Source organism: Aeromonas sp. R10-1, from assembly GCF_040908465.1.
Taxonomy (GTDB): domain Bacteria; phylum Pseudomonadota; class Gammaproteobacteria; order Enterobacterales; family Aeromonadaceae; genus Aeromonas; species Aeromonas caviae.
Map to the genome: position 1 here is coordinate 247,352 of NZ_JBFODT010000005.1, position 17,179 is coordinate 264,530.

Annotated in this window: 17 protein-coding genes; 16 read left to right on the forward strand and 1 reads right to left on the reverse strand. The window is 60.7% G+C overall.

The window, feature by feature from the left end; all coding sequences use genetic code 11:
- Window positions 1-2 precede the first annotated feature (2 nt).
- Window positions 3-1,544: a nitric oxide reductase transcriptional regulator NorR gene (norR, locus tag AB5Y93_RS02390; protein WP_042655827.1), complete on the forward strand. Its 1,542-nt coding sequence runs from the start codon at window positions 3-5 to the stop codon at window positions 1,542-1,544.
- 404 nt (window positions 1,545-1,948) lie between these two features.
- Here the strand turns inward: norR and AB5Y93_RS02395 are convergent, their stop codons facing one another.
- Window positions 1,949-2,176 carry a helix-turn-helix domain-containing protein gene (locus tag AB5Y93_RS02395; protein WP_080697938.1) on the reverse strand — a complete coding sequence of 76 codons (228 nt, stop codon included), beginning with the start codon at window positions 2,174-2,176 and terminating at the stop codon, window positions 1,949-1,951.
- Window positions 2,177-2,286: 110 nt separating this feature from the next.
- Here AB5Y93_RS02395 and AB5Y93_RS02400 point away from each other — a divergent pair, with 110 nt between their 5' ends.
- The 15 genes from AB5Y93_RS02400 (at window position 2,287) to fliL (ending at window position 17,170) form a co-directional block, all read left to right on the forward strand.
- Window positions 2,287-2,526 carry a hypothetical protein gene (locus AB5Y93_RS02400; RefSeq protein ID WP_042878959.1) on the forward strand — a complete coding sequence of 80 codons (240 nt, stop codon included), beginning with the start codon at window positions 2,287-2,289 and terminating at the stop codon, window positions 2,524-2,526.
- Between the two features lie 230 nt (window positions 2,527-2,756).
- Window positions 2,757-3,059 (forward strand): hypothetical protein, encoded by a 303-nt coding sequence (locus tag AB5Y93_RS02405; protein ID WP_202015484.1) that lies wholly within the window; start codon window positions 2,757-2,759, stop codon window positions 3,057-3,059.
- Window positions 3,060-4,006: 947 nt separating this feature from the next.
- A complete protein-coding gene (locus AB5Y93_RS02410; protein WP_039039918.1) occupies window positions 4,007-5,098 on the forward strand; it encodes an HD domain-containing phosphohydrolase in 1,092 nt (363 codons plus the stop codon).
- 383 nt (window positions 5,099-5,481) lie between these two features.
- Window positions 5,482-5,850: a helix-turn-helix transcriptional regulator gene (locus AB5Y93_RS02415; protein ID WP_103243532.1), complete on the forward strand. Its 369-nt coding sequence runs from the start codon at window positions 5,482-5,484 to the stop codon at window positions 5,848-5,850.
- A gap of 84 nt (window positions 5,851-5,934) precedes the next feature.
- Window positions 5,935-6,999, forward strand: coding sequence for an ACR3 family arsenite efflux transporter (gene arsB / locus AB5Y93_RS02420; protein ID WP_279989828.1), 1,065 nt, complete (start codon window positions 5,935-5,937; stop codon window positions 6,997-6,999).
- 51 nt (window positions 7,000-7,050) lie between these two features.
- Complete coding sequence (arsC, locus tag AB5Y93_RS02425; protein WP_368228742.1) at window positions 7,051-7,476, forward strand: glutaredoxin-dependent arsenate reductase; 426 nt, start codon at window positions 7,051-7,053, stop codon at window positions 7,474-7,476.
- 103 nt (window positions 7,477-7,579) lie between these two features.
- Window positions 7,580-8,356 carry a lipoprotein gene (locus AB5Y93_RS02430; protein ID WP_041212621.1) on the forward strand — a complete coding sequence of 259 codons (777 nt, stop codon included), beginning with the start codon at window positions 7,580-7,582 and terminating at the stop codon, window positions 8,354-8,356.
- A 378-nt stretch (window positions 8,357-8,734) separates the two neighbouring features.
- Window positions 8,735-9,052, forward strand: coding sequence for a flagellar hook-basal body complex protein FliE (gene fliE, locus AB5Y93_RS02435; RefSeq protein WP_029314161.1), 318 nt, complete (start codon window positions 8,735-8,737; stop codon window positions 9,050-9,052).
- A 55-nt stretch (window positions 9,053-9,107) separates the two neighbouring features.
- Window positions 9,108-10,808: a flagellar basal-body MS-ring/collar protein FliF gene (gene fliF, locus AB5Y93_RS02440; protein WP_010673916.1), complete on the forward strand. Its 1,701-nt coding sequence runs from the start codon at window positions 9,108-9,110 to the stop codon at window positions 10,806-10,808.
- Complete coding sequence (gene fliG, locus AB5Y93_RS02445; RefSeq protein ID WP_010673917.1) at window positions 10,801-11,862, forward strand: flagellar motor switch protein FliG; 1,062 nt, start codon at window positions 10,801-10,803, stop codon at window positions 11,860-11,862. Before fliF ends, fliG begins: the two co-directional genes overlap by 8 nt.
- Window positions 11,863-11,932: 70 nt before the next feature.
- Window positions 11,933-12,736: a flagellar assembly protein FliH gene (gene fliH / locus AB5Y93_RS02450; protein ID WP_042878970.1), complete on the forward strand. Its 804-nt coding sequence runs from the start codon at window positions 11,933-11,935 to the stop codon at window positions 12,734-12,736.
- Between the two features lie 74 nt (window positions 12,737-12,810).
- Complete coding sequence (gene fliI, locus AB5Y93_RS02455) at window positions 12,811-14,142, forward strand: flagellar protein export ATPase FliI (RefSeq protein ID WP_029314163.1); 1,332 nt, start codon at window positions 12,811-12,813, stop codon at window positions 14,140-14,142.
- A 16-nt stretch (window positions 14,143-14,158) separates the two neighbouring features.
- Window positions 14,159-14,599, forward strand: coding sequence for a flagellar export protein FliJ (gene fliJ, locus AB5Y93_RS02460; RefSeq protein ID WP_039039911.1), 441 nt, complete (start codon window positions 14,159-14,161; stop codon window positions 14,597-14,599).
- Window positions 14,600-14,686: 87 nt separating this feature from the next.
- The gene (locus tag AB5Y93_RS02465; protein WP_368228743.1) at window positions 14,687-16,606 is read left to right on the forward strand and encodes a flagellar hook-length control protein FliK; all 1,920 of its coding nucleotides are present in this window, start codon (window positions 14,687-14,689) and stop codon (window positions 16,604-16,606) included.
- 57 nt (window positions 16,607-16,663) lie between these two features.
- Entirely contained in the window at window positions 16,664-17,170 is a 507-nt protein-coding gene (fliL, locus tag AB5Y93_RS02470) for a flagellar basal body-associated protein FliL (RefSeq protein ID WP_010673922.1), read from the forward strand.
- The last annotated feature ends 9 nt before the right edge of the window (window positions 17,171-17,179 follow it).

Consider the following 17,179-nt stretch of genomic DNA (forward strand, 5'->3'; position numbering starts at 1 on the left):
CCATGTTTGAAACATCATTGTTACTTGATCTCACTACTGAACTACCGCGTTCCGTTCGACAGGAACGGCTGGTTTCCGCGATTCGAACTAATTTTGGTTGTAGTGCAGTTGGTTTATTGAAATTGGATGGTGATTGCCTTTGTCCTGTGGCAGTGGATGGCTTAGTGCATGAAACATTGGGGCGCCGTTTTGTCGTGGCACAGCACCCTCGTCTGGCCACTATTTTATCCAGTCGTTCAGCAGTGCGATTTGAACCGGAAAGTCTGTTACCTGATCCGTATGATGGTTTACTGGACTCACAACGTGGGCTGCCATTACCCGTACATGATTGCATGGGGATCAGCCTCTATCTAGGAGGGCAATTGTGGGGCGCATTAACGCTAGATGCTTTTGAGGGTTTTGTTTTTGACGATGAAGCAGTTGATAAATTAACGCACAGTGCTTCTCTGACTGAAGTGGTGATACGTATGAGCCGTTTAGAAGAAGAGATTCTAGCGTTACGAGTTGGTAATCGAGCATCAGAAGCGTTATTGCTGGGTGAACAAAATACTAGTGATGGTGAAATCATTGGGCAAAGTGCGATTTTGCTGAAGTTATTGCATGAGCTGGATGTGGTAGCAGATTCCGAACTTCCCGTGTTGTTGCTGGGCGAGACTGGTGTAGGAAAAGAGCTATTTGCTCGCCGCTTACACAGTAAATCACCACGACATATTGCACCGCTGATCCATGTCAATTGTGCGGCATTACCAGAGTCACTCGCGGAAAGTGAACTGTTTGGTCATGTTAAAGGTGCATTTTCTGGTGCGATAAGCGATCGCCCCGGTCGATTTGAAGCAGCACATGGCGGTACGCTTTTTCTCGATGAGGTTGGTGAATTACCACTGACTGTGCAGGCTAAATTGCTACGCACGTTACAGAATGGCGAGATCCAACGACTCGGTACAGATCAGCAGCAGAAAGTCGATGTTCGGATCATTGCGGCAACCAATCGACAGTTGCATGAGCAGGTAAGAGAAGGGCAATTCCGGGCTGATTTGTACCATCGGTTGTCGGTTTATCCAGTGCCGATCCCCCCACTGCGGAAGCGTGATAACGATGTGTTATTACTGGCAGGGAATTTTCTAGAGCTAAACCGTGCCCGTCTTGGTTTTCGTAGCCTGCGATTATCACGCGAAGCAGAACAGGCTTTGTTTACTTATGACTGGCCGGGCAATGTACGCGAACTAGAGCATGTGATCAGCCGGGCTGCTTTGCGTGCACTCAGTCGGGGAGCTGTCAGAACAGAAATTGTCACATTGGAACCAGAGCATCTGGCATTGGATGCCAACGCGATTTGTTCGACAAAAACCGAACATATACTGTTATCACAGGTTTCGCATGATGAACAGACTGTATCGCTAAAGATTGCCGTGGATGGTTATCAGCGTAAGGTTATAAGTCAGACTTTGGATGCCTGTCAGGGCAATTGGGCTAATGTGGCTCGTCGGTTAGTTCTTGACCCAAGTAATTTGCATAAACTGGCTAAACGGTTAGGCTTAAAATAACGTTGATACCGTTAAATCTGTTCACGCGGCTTTCCCAGAAACCACTTGGTCAGAGACAGTTTGACATTCTCGAGAATCGTAGATGACACTGACGATTTCCTAAATAAGGTCTCCTTTCCCTACAGGCCTAATGAGAGGACTGCCTAGTATCATCGCTACTCTGTGAGGGTCGACGGAGCACCGGATGTAGCGTTTGTGGGCAAACTTCTGGCCGAATGCGACGCATCTCCCTGATGCGTCCGATGACAACGAGTGTGGTTTCGCCTGGCACTGGCTGGAGCTGAAACTGTACCAAACCAGCTCAGGGCGGTTTGTATGCAGTGATAAGGTGAGGTGTTTGGCGTGTTCGAGTTTATTGCAAATCCAGGGCGGGCCATTGGGTAAGAGCAACAGCCATGCTATGGCTATGGCAGCAATGATGCAGGCGAGACCCCAAGGGCCTTTGCGATCAAATAAACTTTTTCAAGGGTTACCCTAGTCTCCCCGCGTTCGATTTTTCCCATATGACCACGGTCTATACCAGCAATTAGCGCTAGTTTTTCCTGTTGCATACCTCGTGCAGACCGCAGTTCTCGTACATTTTTACCGAATGCAGTTGCGAGCATCGTCAGCTCAAACTCGTCAGAATCCATGTTATCTCCTCACAAGAGGAGCTATGTTCTACGTTATACGGCGCACTGTACACGGCCATCAGTACACTCGTATAATGACACGGCATATAAGCATCATTTGAGGGTGGATAATGTCCAATCAACAGATCATCCTGAGCCAGGATCAAAAAAGTGGCACAGTGACATTAATTTTTCACAATGCGGATTTCCTAGCCGCAGTAGGAGATTCGCTGAGAGTGGATTCACTCTTACATGTCACTATCAATCAATCCATATATGATGAATTTGTTAAGAGTGTGATGGGTTCGTTTGTTGCTGAGTTTATGGATTTTAAGAAAAATTGGCCGATACCTCAGGAGCTAAGGAAGTGAACAAGTCTCTGATATGAGATGTTTACACTCATATGGAGCTGTATCTCAGAGAGCCATCATTAGTCATGCCTGGTATTCCAGCCAGTCTACAGCCCTTGGGTGAATCACATAGAGCGGCAGTGGCACAAGTTAGAGAGACCATCACGCGCAATCATCAATGCAGAGAAGTGGTCAACCTGCGGACTCGATGCAGTTGATTCGCAGATGTTGCATGAATGGAGTAACAAAAGATGAAAATCATGACCAAAAAAGAGATCGAGGTAATCAGCGATATTCGCTGTGATGTTTGTGAAGAGAGTTGCCAAACAGAAGGGGATGTTAGCAATATCGAGTTTGGCACATTGAGTGCCCACTGGGGTTATGGAACTCAGCACGATGGCGAAAGTTACGAAGTTCACCTGTGCGAGAGTTGCTTTTTTCAGGCCATAGCAAATCTGAAAGAGCAGCGGCGAGGTGCACTGATGTTTTCAGAGAAAGGCTATGAACCAGTTGCTGATTTTGGATTGATTAACCGGCACCTTGAACTTATCTGAATAGATTCGATATTGGTCTTTGTGTGCAGTAGAAGCGTGAACAAATCTGGGGGCGTTGAGCCACCCAGCATGCTCATCCCCAAAATATGTACTTTAACGTGGTAAACAACACGATTGCGCCCTCCAAAAAGAGGCTGTGTTTGAGACAAGTTGCGTCAGCCCTGATGTCTGCCAACGGAAGATCACCGCTCTTCGCTCATCGTGGTTTGCCACAGCGGCGGGCGCATTTGTCGCTGGACCTAGTAAAGTAATGCCAACACTGCCTCAGCTTGTTTTGGATTATAACTGGCGTCAATCAGCGTTTTAATCCCCCTATGAGTCTCCATGGGGGCGGGCTTCATTAAGCACCTCTTCAATGTCGGTCAACCCAACATAACATCCTAGCCTAGGCGTTAAGCCAGGATTCCATGCTCCATGCTCGATGCGGCTGATGCGGTCGAGCAGAGCTTGAGCGTGTTCGGGCGTATCCTGATGGTTGATCGGACGAACACCTCCTAGGTAACGGGAGACATGACCCTGTGTGAAGCGACATATCAGTACTACAACTTTCAGCACCAGCACAGTGATGGGATACCGCCAGCACAAGCCTGACTGACTGTATTAGCTATGGATTGGTCTTGTGCTCTTAGGGCAACCCAAGGAGACGAATCCTACTTTGGGGGCCTGTTTTGTGTTGGACATCGCTCAATCACTCTTAGGTGGCTCTTATTCAAGGGCGCGGATTTTACCGGAATGGCTAACCAAAAACTATACAGCCGACACGTCGGAAGCGAACAATCTCTTTGCCCGGGGAAGCGGGGTGGGGCGGCGTGACATGACCACGGGCAGGGAGGGGGCCGTCGCCAGTGCGGGCGGGATCACGATCCCTGTGCGCCGTCACCATTTGGCAGGAGGGGCAAAACGGGTGTCACTATACTCCCAACAGGCCTATCAGAAGGATGTGCGGGATGGAGAGTTCATTTGGTGAGAAAGTGCAGAACGTGCACGCCACCCTCAGGCAGCGGTTTGACAAGTTGAGCCGGGTGGCGATCGCCATCTACGACCCGCAGACGGACCAGCTCAAGACCTTTGCCCACAGCACGGACGGGGGCTCGCCGCTGTTGCAGTACGAGGTCAGGCTGAGCGAGGTGCCTTCCCTGCGCTACCTGGCCGAGCACCAGCAGCCCAGGGTGCTCGATACCCTGGATTCCCTGCTGGGCTCCCCCTCCGAGCACAGCCGCAAAGTGCTGGCGGCCGGGTACGCGTCGAGCTATACCGAGCCGCTGCTGCTCAACAGTCGCTTGTTCGGCTTTCTGTTTTGCGATGCCAAAGAGCCCGGTTACTTCGATGGCGCCATTTGCGGTGAGCTGGCGGCCTATGCCCAGATCCTGGCGGCCATCATCGCGGTGGAGTTCTTCTCCATCCAGACCCTGAACGGGGCCCTGACCACGGTGCGGGAGTTCAGCCGCTACCGGGACGAGGAGACCGCCAATCACCTGCACCGGATGTCGGCCTATTCGCGGCTCATCGCCCGGGAGGTGGCGGCCCATTACCCCTTGAGTGACGAGGAGGTGGAGTTCATTCACCTCTTCTCCGAGCTGCACGATATCGGCAAGATTGCGGTGCCCGACGCCATCCTGCTCAAGCCGGGCAAGCTCACGGCCGAGGAGTACGGGGTGATGAAGACCCACCCCTTCAAGGGGCGAGAGATGATCGCCCTGATGATCCGCGAGTTCGGCCTCGACGGCATCCATCACACCGACATGCTGAAGAACATCATCGCCTACCACCACGAGCGTTTCGACGGTCAGGGCTACCCGGAAGGACTGGCGGGGGAGGCGATCCCCCTGGAGGCCCGCATCGTTGCGGTGGCAGATGTGTTTGACGCCCTGACCAGCGAGCGCCCCTACAAGCAGGCCTGGCCCCTCGAAACGGCCTTTGAATACCTCAAGACCCATGCCGGCAGCCAGTTCGACCCTGTCTGCGTCGCGGCGGCGCTGCAAAGCCGGGAGGCGTTTTGTGCCATCCACCGGCAATATCGGGATCCCGTGATCACCTGATTGCGCCTCCCTCTCTCCTCCCCGGCTTCTCCCGGATTCCCCAGGCCCCGTCATCTGATGGCGGGGCCTGGGGCCCTCTCTTGTTTCATCGCCTTGAGGTGCATCCGGCGCCGGGGGTTGTTCTGCGGCTTTGGGCGGGGCAGGGCGCGGCGGTGAGCGGGGCGGCCAACGGGGGGATTATCCGGATTACGGTCATAAGAGTGTCTTATGAAGAGAGGCCACATATTAGCCATATGACTGGCATGAGGCCGCTGACGGGCACGACATGGCCGGGGCGGCGCCTCTGGTGGCCAGTCCCGTCGCGATGTCGGCTCGGTGGTGACACTTTGATCATTTCAATAATTCTTGTATAGTTGAAATGAAGCATCCAAGGGGGGAGACCCATGAACAAAGAGACGGCCACCAAGGTCTTTGAATCGCTGGCTTCCGGCATCCGGCTCGAGGTGTGGCGGCTGCTGGTCAAGGCCGGGCTGGAGGGGCGGGTCGCGGGGGAGCTGGCTGGCGAGCTCGACATCGCCCCCAATACCCTCTCGTTTCACCTCAAGGGGATGCTCAACGCCGGTCTCTTGTCGGTGGAGCAGGAGGGGCGCTTTCTGCGCTACCGCGCCAACATCCCCCTGATGCTGGGGGTGATCGCCTACCTCACCGAGGAGTGCTGCGCCGGCCATCCCGAGGCGTGCGGCCTGCTGCCCGCCGGGCCCGGCAGCGCCTCCCGCGCCGAGGGGTCGTCGTCCTGCTGCGGCGAGTCGTAACAGGCCAGGGATGTCTATGCCCATGCGCCGTGTCATTCATCTATTCAACCTGGGGTGTGAGCGTGGATCGCACCGGGAGTCATCATGTCTGCAATCTGTGAGGCCAAGGCAGCCCCTGCCATCGGCTTTTTTGAACGTTATCTGACCGCCTGGGTCGCCCTCTGCATCCTGGTGGGCATTGGTCTGGGGCAGGGGTTGCCGAGTCTCTTCAAGGCCATCGGCGCCATGGAGGTGGCCAGGGTCAACCTGCCGGTGGGGCTGCTTATCTGGGTGATGATCATCCCCATGCTGCTCAAGATCGACTTTGGCGCCCTGCACCAGGTGAAGGGGCACCTCAAGGGAATCGGGGTCACCCTCTTCATCAACTGGCTGGTCAAGCCCTTCTCCATGGCCTTCCTCGGCTGGCTCTTCATCCGCGTGCTGTTTGCCGACTGGCTGCCGGCGGATCAGCTGGATAGCTACGTGGCGGGCCTCATCTTGCTGGCGGCAGCCCCCTGCACCGCCATGGTGTTTGTCTGGAGTCGCCTCACCAACGGCGATCCCTACTTCACCCTGTCGCAGGTGGCGGTGAACGACCTCATCATGGTGTTTGCCTTTGCCCCGCTGGTGGCGCTGCTGCTCGGGGTCTCCAGCATAGTCGTGCCCTGGGATACCCTGCTCACCTCGGTGGTGCTCTACATCGTCATCCCCGTCATCCTCGCCCAGCTGCTGCGCAAGGCCTTGCTGAGAAAGGGGCAGGCCCATTTTGACGGCGTCATGACTTGCATCCAGCCCTGGTCGGTGGCGGCCCTGCTGCTCACCCTGGTGCTGCTGTTCGCCTTCCAGGGCAACGCCATCATCGAGCAGCCGCTGGTCATCGCCCTCCTGGCGGTGCCCATCCTGATCCAGGTGCTGTTCAACTCCGGGCTCGCCTACTGGCTCAACCGCAAGGTGGGGGAGAAGCACTCGGTGGCCTGCCCTTCCGCCCTGATCGGGGCCTCCAACTTCTTCGAGCTGGCGGTGGCCGCCGCCATCAGCCTGTTCGGCTTTCATTCCGGCGCGGCGCTCGCCACCGTGGTCGGGGTGCTCATCGAGGTGCCGGTCATGCTGCTGGTGGTGCGGGTGGTCAACGCCAGCAAACCCTGGTACGAGGCGGGACTAAGGCGCTAACGGATGGCCACTAACCCATTTCTATTCACTTGAGTCATGAGAGACAGGCAGATGAGTGCAATCACTATCTATCACAACCCGGAGTGCGGCACCTCCCGCAACACCCTGGAGCTTATTCGCAACAGCGGCGTGGAGCCCACCATCATTTACTATCTGGAGACGCCCCCCTCCCGTGACGAGCTGGTGGCCCTGATCGCCGCCATGGGGATGCCGGTGCGCGATCTGCTGCGAAAGAACGTGTCCCCCTACGAGGCGCTGGCGCTGGCAGAAGATCGCTTCAGCGATGACGAACTGATCGATGCCATGCTGGTCCACCCCATCCTCATCAACCGGCCCATCGTGGTCACCCCCCTCGGCACCCGGCTGTGCCGCCCGTCGGAGGTGGTGCTCGATATCCTGCCTGACCCGCAGCAAGGGGCGTTTGCCAAGGAGGATGGCGAGCAGGTGGTGGACGGCCAGGGCAAACGGCTTCGTTGAGACCCTGCGCGTCAGCGTCTGACCCGCGCCGGGGGGATGCCCTTAACGGGCAGGCGCCAGATCTGCTACTGTGACCTTCGACTCATCACAGAGGGTGGAAACAATGAAGATTCGATTCCTGGTGATAGCCACGGCACTGGCGCTGGCCTCAACCCCCGGTCTGGCCGACTGGGCAAAGCTGAAGGAGGCCGCCTCCGAACTCGGAACCGCGGTGAGCGATACCAGCAAGGAGGCGTGGAAGGGGATCACCGATTTTTCCAAGGAGACCTGGGAGTCTGTGTCCAGCTGGGGGGCCGAGGCCTACAACAAGGCGGGGGCCTGGACGGCAGAGAGTGCGGCCACCGGCAAGGAGTGGCTGACCGCCGCCGACAAGAAGCTCGACACCATGCTCGAACCCAAGACCCCGGAGGAGGCGAGAACCGCCCTCGATACCATGGCCGATACCGCCCTGGTGCGGCTATTCAACGAGCAGCCCTCGGCCAAGTTGCTGTTTGACAAGGCTTATGGCTATGCGGTGTTCGACTCGCGCAAGTTCTCCCTGATGATCCATACCAATCAGGGGGCCGGGGTGGCCGTCAATCGCACCAGTGGCAAGCACACCTACATGAAGATGTTCGGTGCCGGTCTCGCGGCCGGGATCGGCGGCAAGTTCTACCAGCAGGTGATCCTGTTCGAAGACAAGGCGAGGTTCGATGCCTTCGTCAGCAAGGGGTGGGAAGCCACCTCCGAGGTGGGCGCCGTGGCGGGCAAGGAGAGCGCCGAGCTCACCGCCAAATACAATGGTGGCATGGCCATCTACCAGATTGGCGAGAAGGGACTGTTGCTTGACGCCAACATCTCGGGCTCCAAGTACTGGCTGGATGATGACCTGAACAAGTAACCCCTGCCGATCTGACCCGGTCTTTCATGGATGGCTAGAGATGCACCCTGTTTACTTGTCGGGACTTGCAGTAAAAAGAGGGCCTTGGGCCCTCTTTTTCATGGGCGCCGCACAGAGTTCGGCGACCAGGAGAGCAAGATGGCCCATGAGGCCGAGCAGGATCGGATGGCTGCCCACCGCCGGGAGTGGGACAAGCAGAGCATCTATCTGCGGCTGCTGCTGGGCGATCCCCCCGGCTCTCCGGCCTGATCCCCGGATGGCCGGTGCCCGCCGGCCTGATCGCGCCCCGCTTTTATCCCTGATCTCGAGATCTCGCTCTGGTTGGCACCTTTATTGCTTCAAGCCAGTCAGTGTCAATGATTTGTCTGGGAAGGGAAGATGGAAATTAGCGCAAGCAGCCTGATGCAAGAGATGCAGGCCCTCAAGGTGGAAGCCGGTGCCACGCCGTTGACCCAGCCCGGTCGTCCGGTCAGCTCGGATTTCGGCCAGATGCTGCAACAGGCCCTGGACAACGTCAACGAGTTGCAGGGCACCGCCAACGATCTGCGTACCCGCTTCGATCTCGGCGACAAGTCGGTGGATCTCTCCCAGGTGATGATCGCCGGCCAGAAATCCTCCATCGCCTTCGAGGCGACGGTGCAGGTGCGCAACAAGATGGTCGATGCCTACAAGACCATCATGAACATGCCGGTGTAACTCGGGCCCATGGCGACCGAGCATCATGAAGATGTCAGCAATAAGGACATAAACCGTGGCAACTGATCAAAACGGCGATCTGCTGATCAACAACGAGGGGGCGGCCGCCCTCGACGAGCACGAGCAGAAAAGCTCGGCGCTGGGCTTCCTGTCCAACACCGATGTGTTGCGCCAGATCACCCTGATCCTGGGGCTGACCATCTGTCTGGCCATCGCCGTCTTCATCCTCTTGTGGGGCAAGGAGCCGGAGATGCGTCCCCTCGGCACCTTCACCACCCAGGAGCTGGTCTCCACCCTGGATTACCTGGATCAGCAGAAGATCCCCTATCAGGTGGATGGCAAGAGCGTGCTGGTCAGTGCCGAAAACTATGCGGACATCCGGTTGCGCCTGACCCGCGCCGGTCTGGCCAACAACAGCGACGCCAGCAACGACGGCGAAGCCATCCTGCTCAAGGACTCCAGCTTCGGCGTCAGCCAGCGCATGGAGAGCGAGCGCCTGAAACTGAGCCGCGAGCGTCAGCTGGCGAGCGCCATCGAGCAGTTCCAGAACGTCGCCAAGGCCCAGGTGCTGCTGGCCATCCCGAAAGACAACGTGTTCGCCCGCAACGAACGCAAGCCCAGCGCCACCGTGGTCCTGAGCCTCAAAGGCAACGCCCTGGGCCAGGGTGAGGTGGATTCCATCGTCGACATGGTCGCCTCCGCCGTTCACGGTCTGGAGCCGACCCGCGTCACCGTGACCGACCAGAACGGTCGCCTGCTCAACTCCGGCTCCCAGGATCCCCTCTCTGCCCAGACCCGCAAGGAGTTTGCGATGCAGCAGAAGCAGGAGCTCGAATACAAACAAAAAATTGACGCCATCCTGATCCCGGTGCTGGGGGCCGACAACTATACGGCGGAGGTGGATCTCTCCCTCGACTTCTCCCAGCAGGAACAGACCCGCAAGACCTACAACCCGGACCTGCCGGCGGTGCGCTCCGAAATGACCATGGAAGAGAACAGCGCCAGCGGCAGCAACGGCGGGGTGCCCGGCGCCCTCTCCAACCAGCCGCCCGCCGCGTCCAACATTCCCGAGCAGGCTGCCGGCGCAGAAGGAACCGCCTCTTCCGGCCGTTCCCGCAAGGAAGCGACCCGCAACTTCGAACTGGACACCACCGTCAGCCACATCCGGCGCCAGCAGGGCGGCATTCGCCGCATGACGGTGTCGGTGGCGGTGGACTACAAGGCCATCCCCGGCGCCGACGGTGCCGTGACCCGGGAAGCCCGCAGCCAGGCCGAACTCGATACCCTGCGCCGTCTGCTGAGCGGCGGTCTGGGCTTTGACGTGACCCGGGGGGATACCCTGGAGGTGGTCGCCATTCCGTTCAACCGCCCGGAACTCGAGACCGTGGCCGACATCCCCCTCTACGAGCAGCCCTGGTTCTGGCGCGCGGTGCGCATCGCCGCCTCCGTGCTGGTCATCATAGTGCTCATCGTCACCGTGGTGCGGCCCATGCTCAAGCGCCTGCTCTACCCGGACGCCAAGCCGGAAGGGGAGCTGGACTTCGACAACCACACCGTGCTGGGTGGCGACGACGAACTGAGCCTGCTGGCCGCCCAGGCCGAGGCCGAACCGGTATTCGGTCTGCGGGATGGTCAGCTCAAGCTGCCTGACCTGCACCGTGACGAGGATCTGCTCAAGGCCGTGCGCGCCCTGGTAGCGAACGAACCTGACCTGGCCGCCCAGGTCATCAAAGAATGGGTAACCAAAGATGCCTGAAGAGAATAAAAGCCAGGTCACCGGCAACGACATCACCGAAAGCCAGCGCCTGATCCTGGATCAGATGGGCGGCATGGAGATGGCGGCGGTACTGATGCTGAGCCTCAACGAGGAGGACGCGGCCCAGATCTTCCGCCACCTCGAGCCCAAGCAGGTGCAGCGGCTCGGCATGTCCATGGCCTCCATGTCGGATTTCAGCCACGATCGGGTGGCGGCGGTGCATCGTCAATTTATCGACGACATCCAGAAGTACACCAACATCGGCATCGGCAGTGAAGACTTCGTGCGCAAGGCCCTGGTGGCGGCGCTCGGGGAGGACAAGGCCAGCAACCTGGTGGATCAGATCATCCTGGGGTCAGGTGCCCGTGGCCTCGACTCCCTCAAGTGGATGGATGCCCGCCAGGTGGCCAGCATCATCCAGAACGAGCACCCGCAGATCCAGACCATCGTCCTCTCCTACCTGGAGCCGGAGCAGTCCGCCGAGATCCTGAGCCAGTTCCCGGAGCAGGTGCGCCTGGATCTGGTGATGCGCATTGCCAACCTCGAAGAGGTGCAACCGGCGGCGCTGCAGGAGCTCAACGACATCATGGAGAAACAGTTCGCCGGTGCAGCCGGTGCCCAGGCGGCCAAGATGGGCGGCCTGAAGGCGGCGGCCAACATCATGAACTACCTGGACACCAACATCGAAGGGCAGCTGATGGACTCCATCCGCGAGTCGGACGAGGAGATGAGCCAGCAGATCCAGGATCTAATGTTCGTGTTCGAAAACCTCATCGACGTGGACGATCGGGGCATCCAGACCCTGTTGCGGGAAGTGCCCGGGGATCTGCTGCAACGGGCCCTCAAGGGGTCGGACGACCAGATGCGGGAAAAAGTATTCAAGAACATGTCCAAGCGGGCCGCCGAGATGCTGGCGGACGACCTCGAGGCCATGGGGCCGATCCGGGTCTCCGAGGTGGAGGCCGCCCAGAAGGAGATCCTCTCCACGGCGCGCCGCCTGGCGGATGCGGGCGAGATCATGCTGGGGGCGGGTGGTGGCGAAGAGTTCCTCTAAGCCATGGGCCATGGAATGTGCGATGATGTCGGCCCCTGTACCCGGCCCTCGATAGGAGTCTCTTCGGCACATGAATGACAAGAACAGCAAACTGCGCGGCTATCTGAGGCCCGAGTCCGACACGGCGCAGATTGAGACCTGGGGCTGGCCAGAGATGGAGACCGAAGCCGAGGTCGAGACCAATGCCCTGGGGCTGGCTCCTGACTGGTATCGTCAGGAGCAGGCCGATGCGGCCCTGCCGGAAGAACAACCCGAAGAGCCCGCCCCCAGCATCACCGCCGAAGAGGTGGAGGCGATTCGTCAGGCCGCCTGGGAAGAGGGGATGCGCGATGGGCGCGAGGCCGGTTTTGCCAAGGGGCTGGAAGAGGGCAAGCTCGAAGGCTTGCAGCAGGGCCACCAGGCCGGGCTGGAGCAGGGCAGGGAAGAGGGACTCGCCATGGGGCGGGAGCAGGTGGAGCTGGAGATAGCCCGCTGGCAAGCCCTGGTCTCACGCCTGGCCACTCCCCTTGGCGAGATGGACGAGGCGGTGGAGCAGCAGCTCATCGCCCTGGTACAACAGCTCGCCCGCGCCCTCATCCGCCATGAGGCGCAAACCTCCCCCACGCTGCTGCTGGAGGCCCTCAAGCAGGGGTTGGCCCTGCTCCCTGCCGCCGAGCAGGGGGTCACCCTGATGCTGCACCCGGAGGATGTGACCCGGGTAGAGGCTGCCTTTGGCGCCGAGGAGTGCGCCAGGCGCCACTGGCGGCTGCAAAGCGAGCCCACCTTCTCCCCCGGCGATCTGCAACTGGCCACCGAGCTTTCCAGCATCGATCTCACCCTCTCCGGGCGCATCGATCAACTGCTGCGCAATTTCCTGCGTGACAACGCGAGCTGAGCCATGGCCCGGTTCGAACCCGTCGTGCAGCGTCCTGCTGACGGCATCATCAGGCACTCATCGTCGGAGGCGACATGACGGCACCCCTTCTTGATCGGCTTAAAGGCTACCGGGTTCGCGAGCAGGCCCCCATACCGCCGGTGGCGGGCAAGCTCACCCGGGTGGTGGGGTTGACCCTGGAAGCCATTGGCTGCCGCGCCGCCATCGGCTCCCTGTGCCGCATTGATACCCAGGATGGGGCCTTGGAGGCCGAGGTGGTGGGGTTTGCCGGGGATCGCCTGTTCTTGATGCCGAGCGAGCAGCTCAAGGGGGTTATTCCCGGCGCCCGGGTGGTACCCGTCACCGAAGATCACGGCATTCCGGTGGGCATGAGTCTGCTTGGCCGGGTCATCGACGGCATCGGCCAGCCCCTGGACGGGCTCGGCCCCATCCTCTCGTCCCAGACGGTGCAGTTCGCCCAGCACCGCATCAATCCCCTGGCTCGTCGCCCCATCCATCAACCCATGGACGTGGGGGTACGCGCCATCAATGCCGTGCTCACCGTGGGCCGGGGTCAGCGCATGGGGCTGTTCGCCGGCTCCGGTGTCGGCAAATCCGTGCTGCTTGGCATGATGACCCGGGGCTCGGTGGCGGATGTCGTCGTGGTGGGCCTCATCGGCGAGCGGGGCCGGGAGGTGAAGGAGTTCATCGAGGAGATCCTCGGCGCCGAGGGGCGCGAGCGCGCCGTGGTGGTGGCCGCCCCTGCCGATGCCTCGCCGCTGATGCGCCTCAAGGGGTGCGAGACGGCGCTCGCCATCGCCGAGTATTTCCGCGAGCAGGGGCTCAACGTGCTGCTGCTGATGGACTCCCTCACCCGCTACGCCCAGGCACAGCGGGAAATTGCACTGGCGGTGGGGGAGCCGCCGGCCACCAAGGGCTATCCCCCCTCGGTGTTTGCCAAATTGCCGGCGCTGGTGGAGCGGGCCGGCAACGGCAGCGACGGCCAGGGCTCCATCACCGCCTTTTTCACCGTGCTGACGGAGGGGGACGATCTGCAGGATCCCATCGCCGACGCGGCCCGGGCGATCCTCGATGGCCACATCGTGCTGGCGCGGGAGCTGGCGGATGCGGGCCACTATCCGGCCATCGACATCGAAAAATCCATCAGCCGGGTCATGCCCATGGTGACCTCACCGGAGCACATGGAGCTGGCGCGCACCTTCAAGCAGTTCTACTCCCTCTACCAGCAGAACCGGGATCTCATCACCATCGGCGCCTACAGCCAGGGATCGGATCCGCGCATCGACCGGGCCATCATCCAGAAACCCTATCTGGATCAGTTCTTGCAGCAGAAAATGCGCGAGGTCATTCACTACGATGAAGGCCTGCAATCCCTGCAACTGGTGGCCATGCCCCTGATGCGTTGACCGGTGGAGAGCCCTTATGAGTAAAGGATTGACGTTGCTGGCGAGTCGGCTGGAGGAGGCCGAACAGCAGGCCGCCATGGCGCTGGCCAAGGCCCAGCAGGATCTCAAGCTGTTCATGGATCAGCAAAACGCCCTCAACCAGTACCGCCAGATCTACCACCAGCAGTGGACGGAGCGCGGTCTGCAGGGGATCAGCCCCCAGCAGAACAGCCAGTATCACGCCTTCATCAACAAGCTCGAAAACGCGGCGACCCAGCAGTACCAAGGGGTGTTGCAGGTGCGCGAGGCGCTGGCCGAGTGCCGCACCCAGTGGCTCGAAGCCCAGCAGCGGCGCAAGGCGGTCGAGCTGCTGCTGGAGAAGAAGGCGGACAAGGTGCGCCAGAAGGCCCAGCGCCAGGAGCAGAAGATGCTGGATGACTACGCCATCTTGCGTCGTTATCACCAATCTGGCCTGTAATTTGCTTTCTTCCGGTCATGCGAGGCCGATGGGCCAAGCCATGACCGCACGTGCGGCCGTCACCGAATCGTCGTCAGGGATCCCAGCATGATACAGACCCCCTTGATTAGCACTCTCCCCCAGGCGCCTTCTGCCGATGGCAGCGCCACCCTGCTGGCTCCCACCGTCGGGGGCGAAGGGGGCGTGCAGCCGTCAGGCGAGGGCAAGGCCGCCTTCTCGCAAGCCATGGCCATGGCCCAGCTGATGGGCAAGGCGCCAGTCAGCCAGGGCAACCCAGCGCTCCAGGGGCCCGCCGAGGGCGCCCGGGAGGGGCTTGCCCCGGCTGCCAAATCTTTGGCGTCTGACGAGCCCGCCACCGAGTCCGCGTCTTCCTCGAAGGGGGCGGACGACGAGGGCGAGCTGCCTCCCGACGACTTCCTGCAACAGTTGCAAGCCTCCCTGCGCCAGGATGTGAGCCTGGTGGTGCCCCCGACATCGCCCGCCATGGCCGGTGAGGCGGCGGCGCCTGTGGACGGCAACCCCTTGCCGCCTGGCGCCGCTGCGCTTGGGATGGCAGAGGGGGTGGGAATGGCAGAGGACGTGGGGTTGGCAGAGAGCGTGGAGGCGACAGAGGGGAGCGCCTCCCTGCCGCAGATGGCGCCAGAGCGTCAGCATGAAGGGAACAAAATGAAAGCCATCCCCGGTGCTGCCCAAGGCGCCAGCGCCGTGCCGAGCGGTCAGGGGGCTCTGCCGCTGGGGGCGGAAGAGCCCCCCTTGGCCGATGACGCTGCCGTGGCCGACCAGGGCGGAGCGACCCGCCAGCCCATGGCAGGCAAGGGAGCGGAGCCGGATGCCAAGGGGGTCGAGCCCCCTCTCTCGGGTCAGGAGCGTGCCGCCCTGCTCGCCAAAGTGGTGGCAGGAGAAAACGCCCAGGCTCCCACTGTCACCCGGGTTGACTCATCGCAAGAGGCACAGGTGACCGATCCCCTGGCGTCGGCCGGACAGGGGGCAACCGCTTCCCGTGCCGCCAGCGCCTATGGCGATGGCGTGATCCGGACGGTGGCGCAGGGGCCAGCCCCTGCAGCCACACCGGAGTCCGCTCCGCCCGCGACGGCGGCAGGGGCAGAGAAGGACGCCCCTGTCGCCGGTGAGGCCAGACAGGCTGAGGCCGCGAGCGGGCAGGGAGCCCGTGCAGGGGCCGAGCCTGCGGTGAATGCAGGGAGCAGCCAGCCCGTGACGACGGAGGACCCGGCCCCCGTGCAGGTGGCGCCGCAGATCCTGGCTCGTCATGAATCCCAGGGGGCACAGGCTCCCCTGACGGCCCTCTCGGCTGGCCTGGACCAGATGGAGAGCGCCCCCGTGGTGGCCGCCGGCGCTGCCGTGTCGGTGAAGCCCGCGGTGGACAAGTCCCGGCTCGAAGAGCTGGGCAAACAGTCGGGGATGGAGGTCAAGGGCAGTGAACCCGCCGAGGGGAGCCAGCCTTTGCATCAGGCACAGAGCCAGGTCGGCGAGAACAGACCGCTGGCCGAGGCGACCGTCAGACGGGAGCCTCAGAGCCTGCCCCACCTCAAGCTGGCGACCCCTGAGGCCCCCGAGCAGTTGCACCACAAGGTGAACCTGATGCTGGCGGACAAGCTGCAACAGGCGGAGATCCAGCTAGACCCCCTGGGGCTTGGCAAGATGAAGATCCAAATCCAGATGGATGCCTCCAGCCAGGCCAGCGTGCACTTCGTGGTGCAGCATGGCCAGACCCGTGAGATGCTGGAGCAGGCCATGCCGCGCCTGCGCGACATGCTGGCAGGGCAGGGGATCCAGCTCGGCCAGACCGTGGTGCAACAACAGGCGCAGCAGCAAGCCTTCCAGCAGCAGGGGCAGTCATCCTCCCAGGGCCAGTCCGGTTTCGGTGACCAGGGGCGACAGGGGGGAAATGGTGGCGGCAGCGATGGCAGAGAGGCCGAGAGGAGCGCTCGCAACCTCACGCTGCTGGTGGAATCGGCAAACGATGCCGGAATCGATTTCTATGCTTGATGCATTCTTAAGTAAGTTTATGATACCGAACAAGTTTGAGACTAGGGTGGACAAGGGATGGCAGACGATAACGAACTGACGCTGAAGGATCCGGCTGCAGGCAAGAAAAAGAAGCTGATCATGATAGTCGCCCTGGCCGTCGTGCTCCTTGGCGGGGGCGGCGCCGGCGCCTGGTTCATGCTCGCCGGTGGGGATGAGCCCGCCGCCGAAAAGAGCGAGGCCAAGCCGGAGGCGAACACGCCCCAGCCCTCGCTCTATGTGGGCATGCCCCGTCCCTTCGTGTTCAACGTGGCGGGAGGCCAGCGGGATCGACTGGTGCAGATCAAGATCCAGCTGATGGTGCGCGGCACCGCCGACGAAACCCTGGCCAAACAGAACATTCCCCTGATCGAAGGCACCTTGCTGCGGGTCTTCAGCTCGGCGACCGCCGAACAGCTGATGACCTTCGAGGGCAAGGAGAAGCTGCGTCAGGATTCGCTGGAAGAGTGCCGCCGGGTGCTGAACGACCTGGTCTCTTCTCCCGTAATCGAACAAGTGCTGTTTACCGGCTTTGTCATGCAATGAAAGGTGAAG

Coding starts and splice junctions, on each gene's coding strand:
- norR (WP_042655827.1), top strand. CDS start 3: ATGTTTGAAACATCATTGTTACTTGATCTCACTACTGAACTACCGCGT.
- AB5Y93_RS02395 (WP_080697938.1), bottom strand. CDS start 2,176: ATGGATTCTGACGAGTTTGAGCTGACGATGCTCGCAACTGCATTCGGT.
- AB5Y93_RS02400 (WP_042878959.1), top strand. CDS start 2,287: ATGTCCAATCAACAGATCATCCTGAGCCAGGATCAAAAAAGTGGCACA.
- AB5Y93_RS02405 (WP_202015484.1), top strand. CDS start 2,757: ATGAAAATCATGACCAAAAAAGAGATCGAGGTAATCAGCGATATTCGC.
- AB5Y93_RS02410 (WP_039039918.1), top strand. CDS start 4,007: ATGGAGAGTTCATTTGGTGAGAAAGTGCAGAACGTGCACGCCACCCTC.
- AB5Y93_RS02415 (WP_103243532.1), top strand. CDS start 5,482: ATGAACAAAGAGACGGCCACCAAGGTCTTTGAATCGCTGGCTTCCGGC.
- arsB (WP_279989828.1), top strand. CDS start 5,935: ATGTCTGCAATCTGTGAGGCCAAGGCAGCCCCTGCCATCGGCTTTTTT.
- arsC (WP_368228742.1), top strand. CDS start 7,051: ATGAGTGCAATCACTATCTATCACAACCCGGAGTGCGGCACCTCCCGC.
- AB5Y93_RS02430 (WP_041212621.1), top strand. CDS start 7,580: ATGAAGATTCGATTCCTGGTGATAGCCACGGCACTGGCGCTGGCCTCA.
- fliE (WP_029314161.1), top strand. CDS start 8,735: ATGGAAATTAGCGCAAGCAGCCTGATGCAAGAGATGCAGGCCCTCAAG.
- fliG (WP_010673917.1), top strand. CDS start 10,801: ATGCCTGAAGAGAATAAAAGCCAGGTCACCGGCAACGACATCACCGAA.
- fliH (WP_042878970.1), top strand. CDS start 11,933: ATGAATGACAAGAACAGCAAACTGCGCGGCTATCTGAGGCCCGAGTCC.
- fliI (WP_029314163.1), top strand. CDS start 12,811: ATGACGGCACCCCTTCTTGATCGGCTTAAAGGCTACCGGGTTCGCGAG.
- fliJ (WP_039039911.1), top strand. CDS start 14,159: ATGAGTAAAGGATTGACGTTGCTGGCGAGTCGGCTGGAGGAGGCCGAA.
- AB5Y93_RS02465 (WP_368228743.1), top strand. CDS start 14,687: ATGATACAGACCCCCTTGATTAGCACTCTCCCCCAGGCGCCTTCTGCC.
- fliL (WP_010673922.1), top strand. CDS start 16,664: ATGGCAGACGATAACGAACTGACGCTGAAGGATCCGGCTGCAGGCAAG.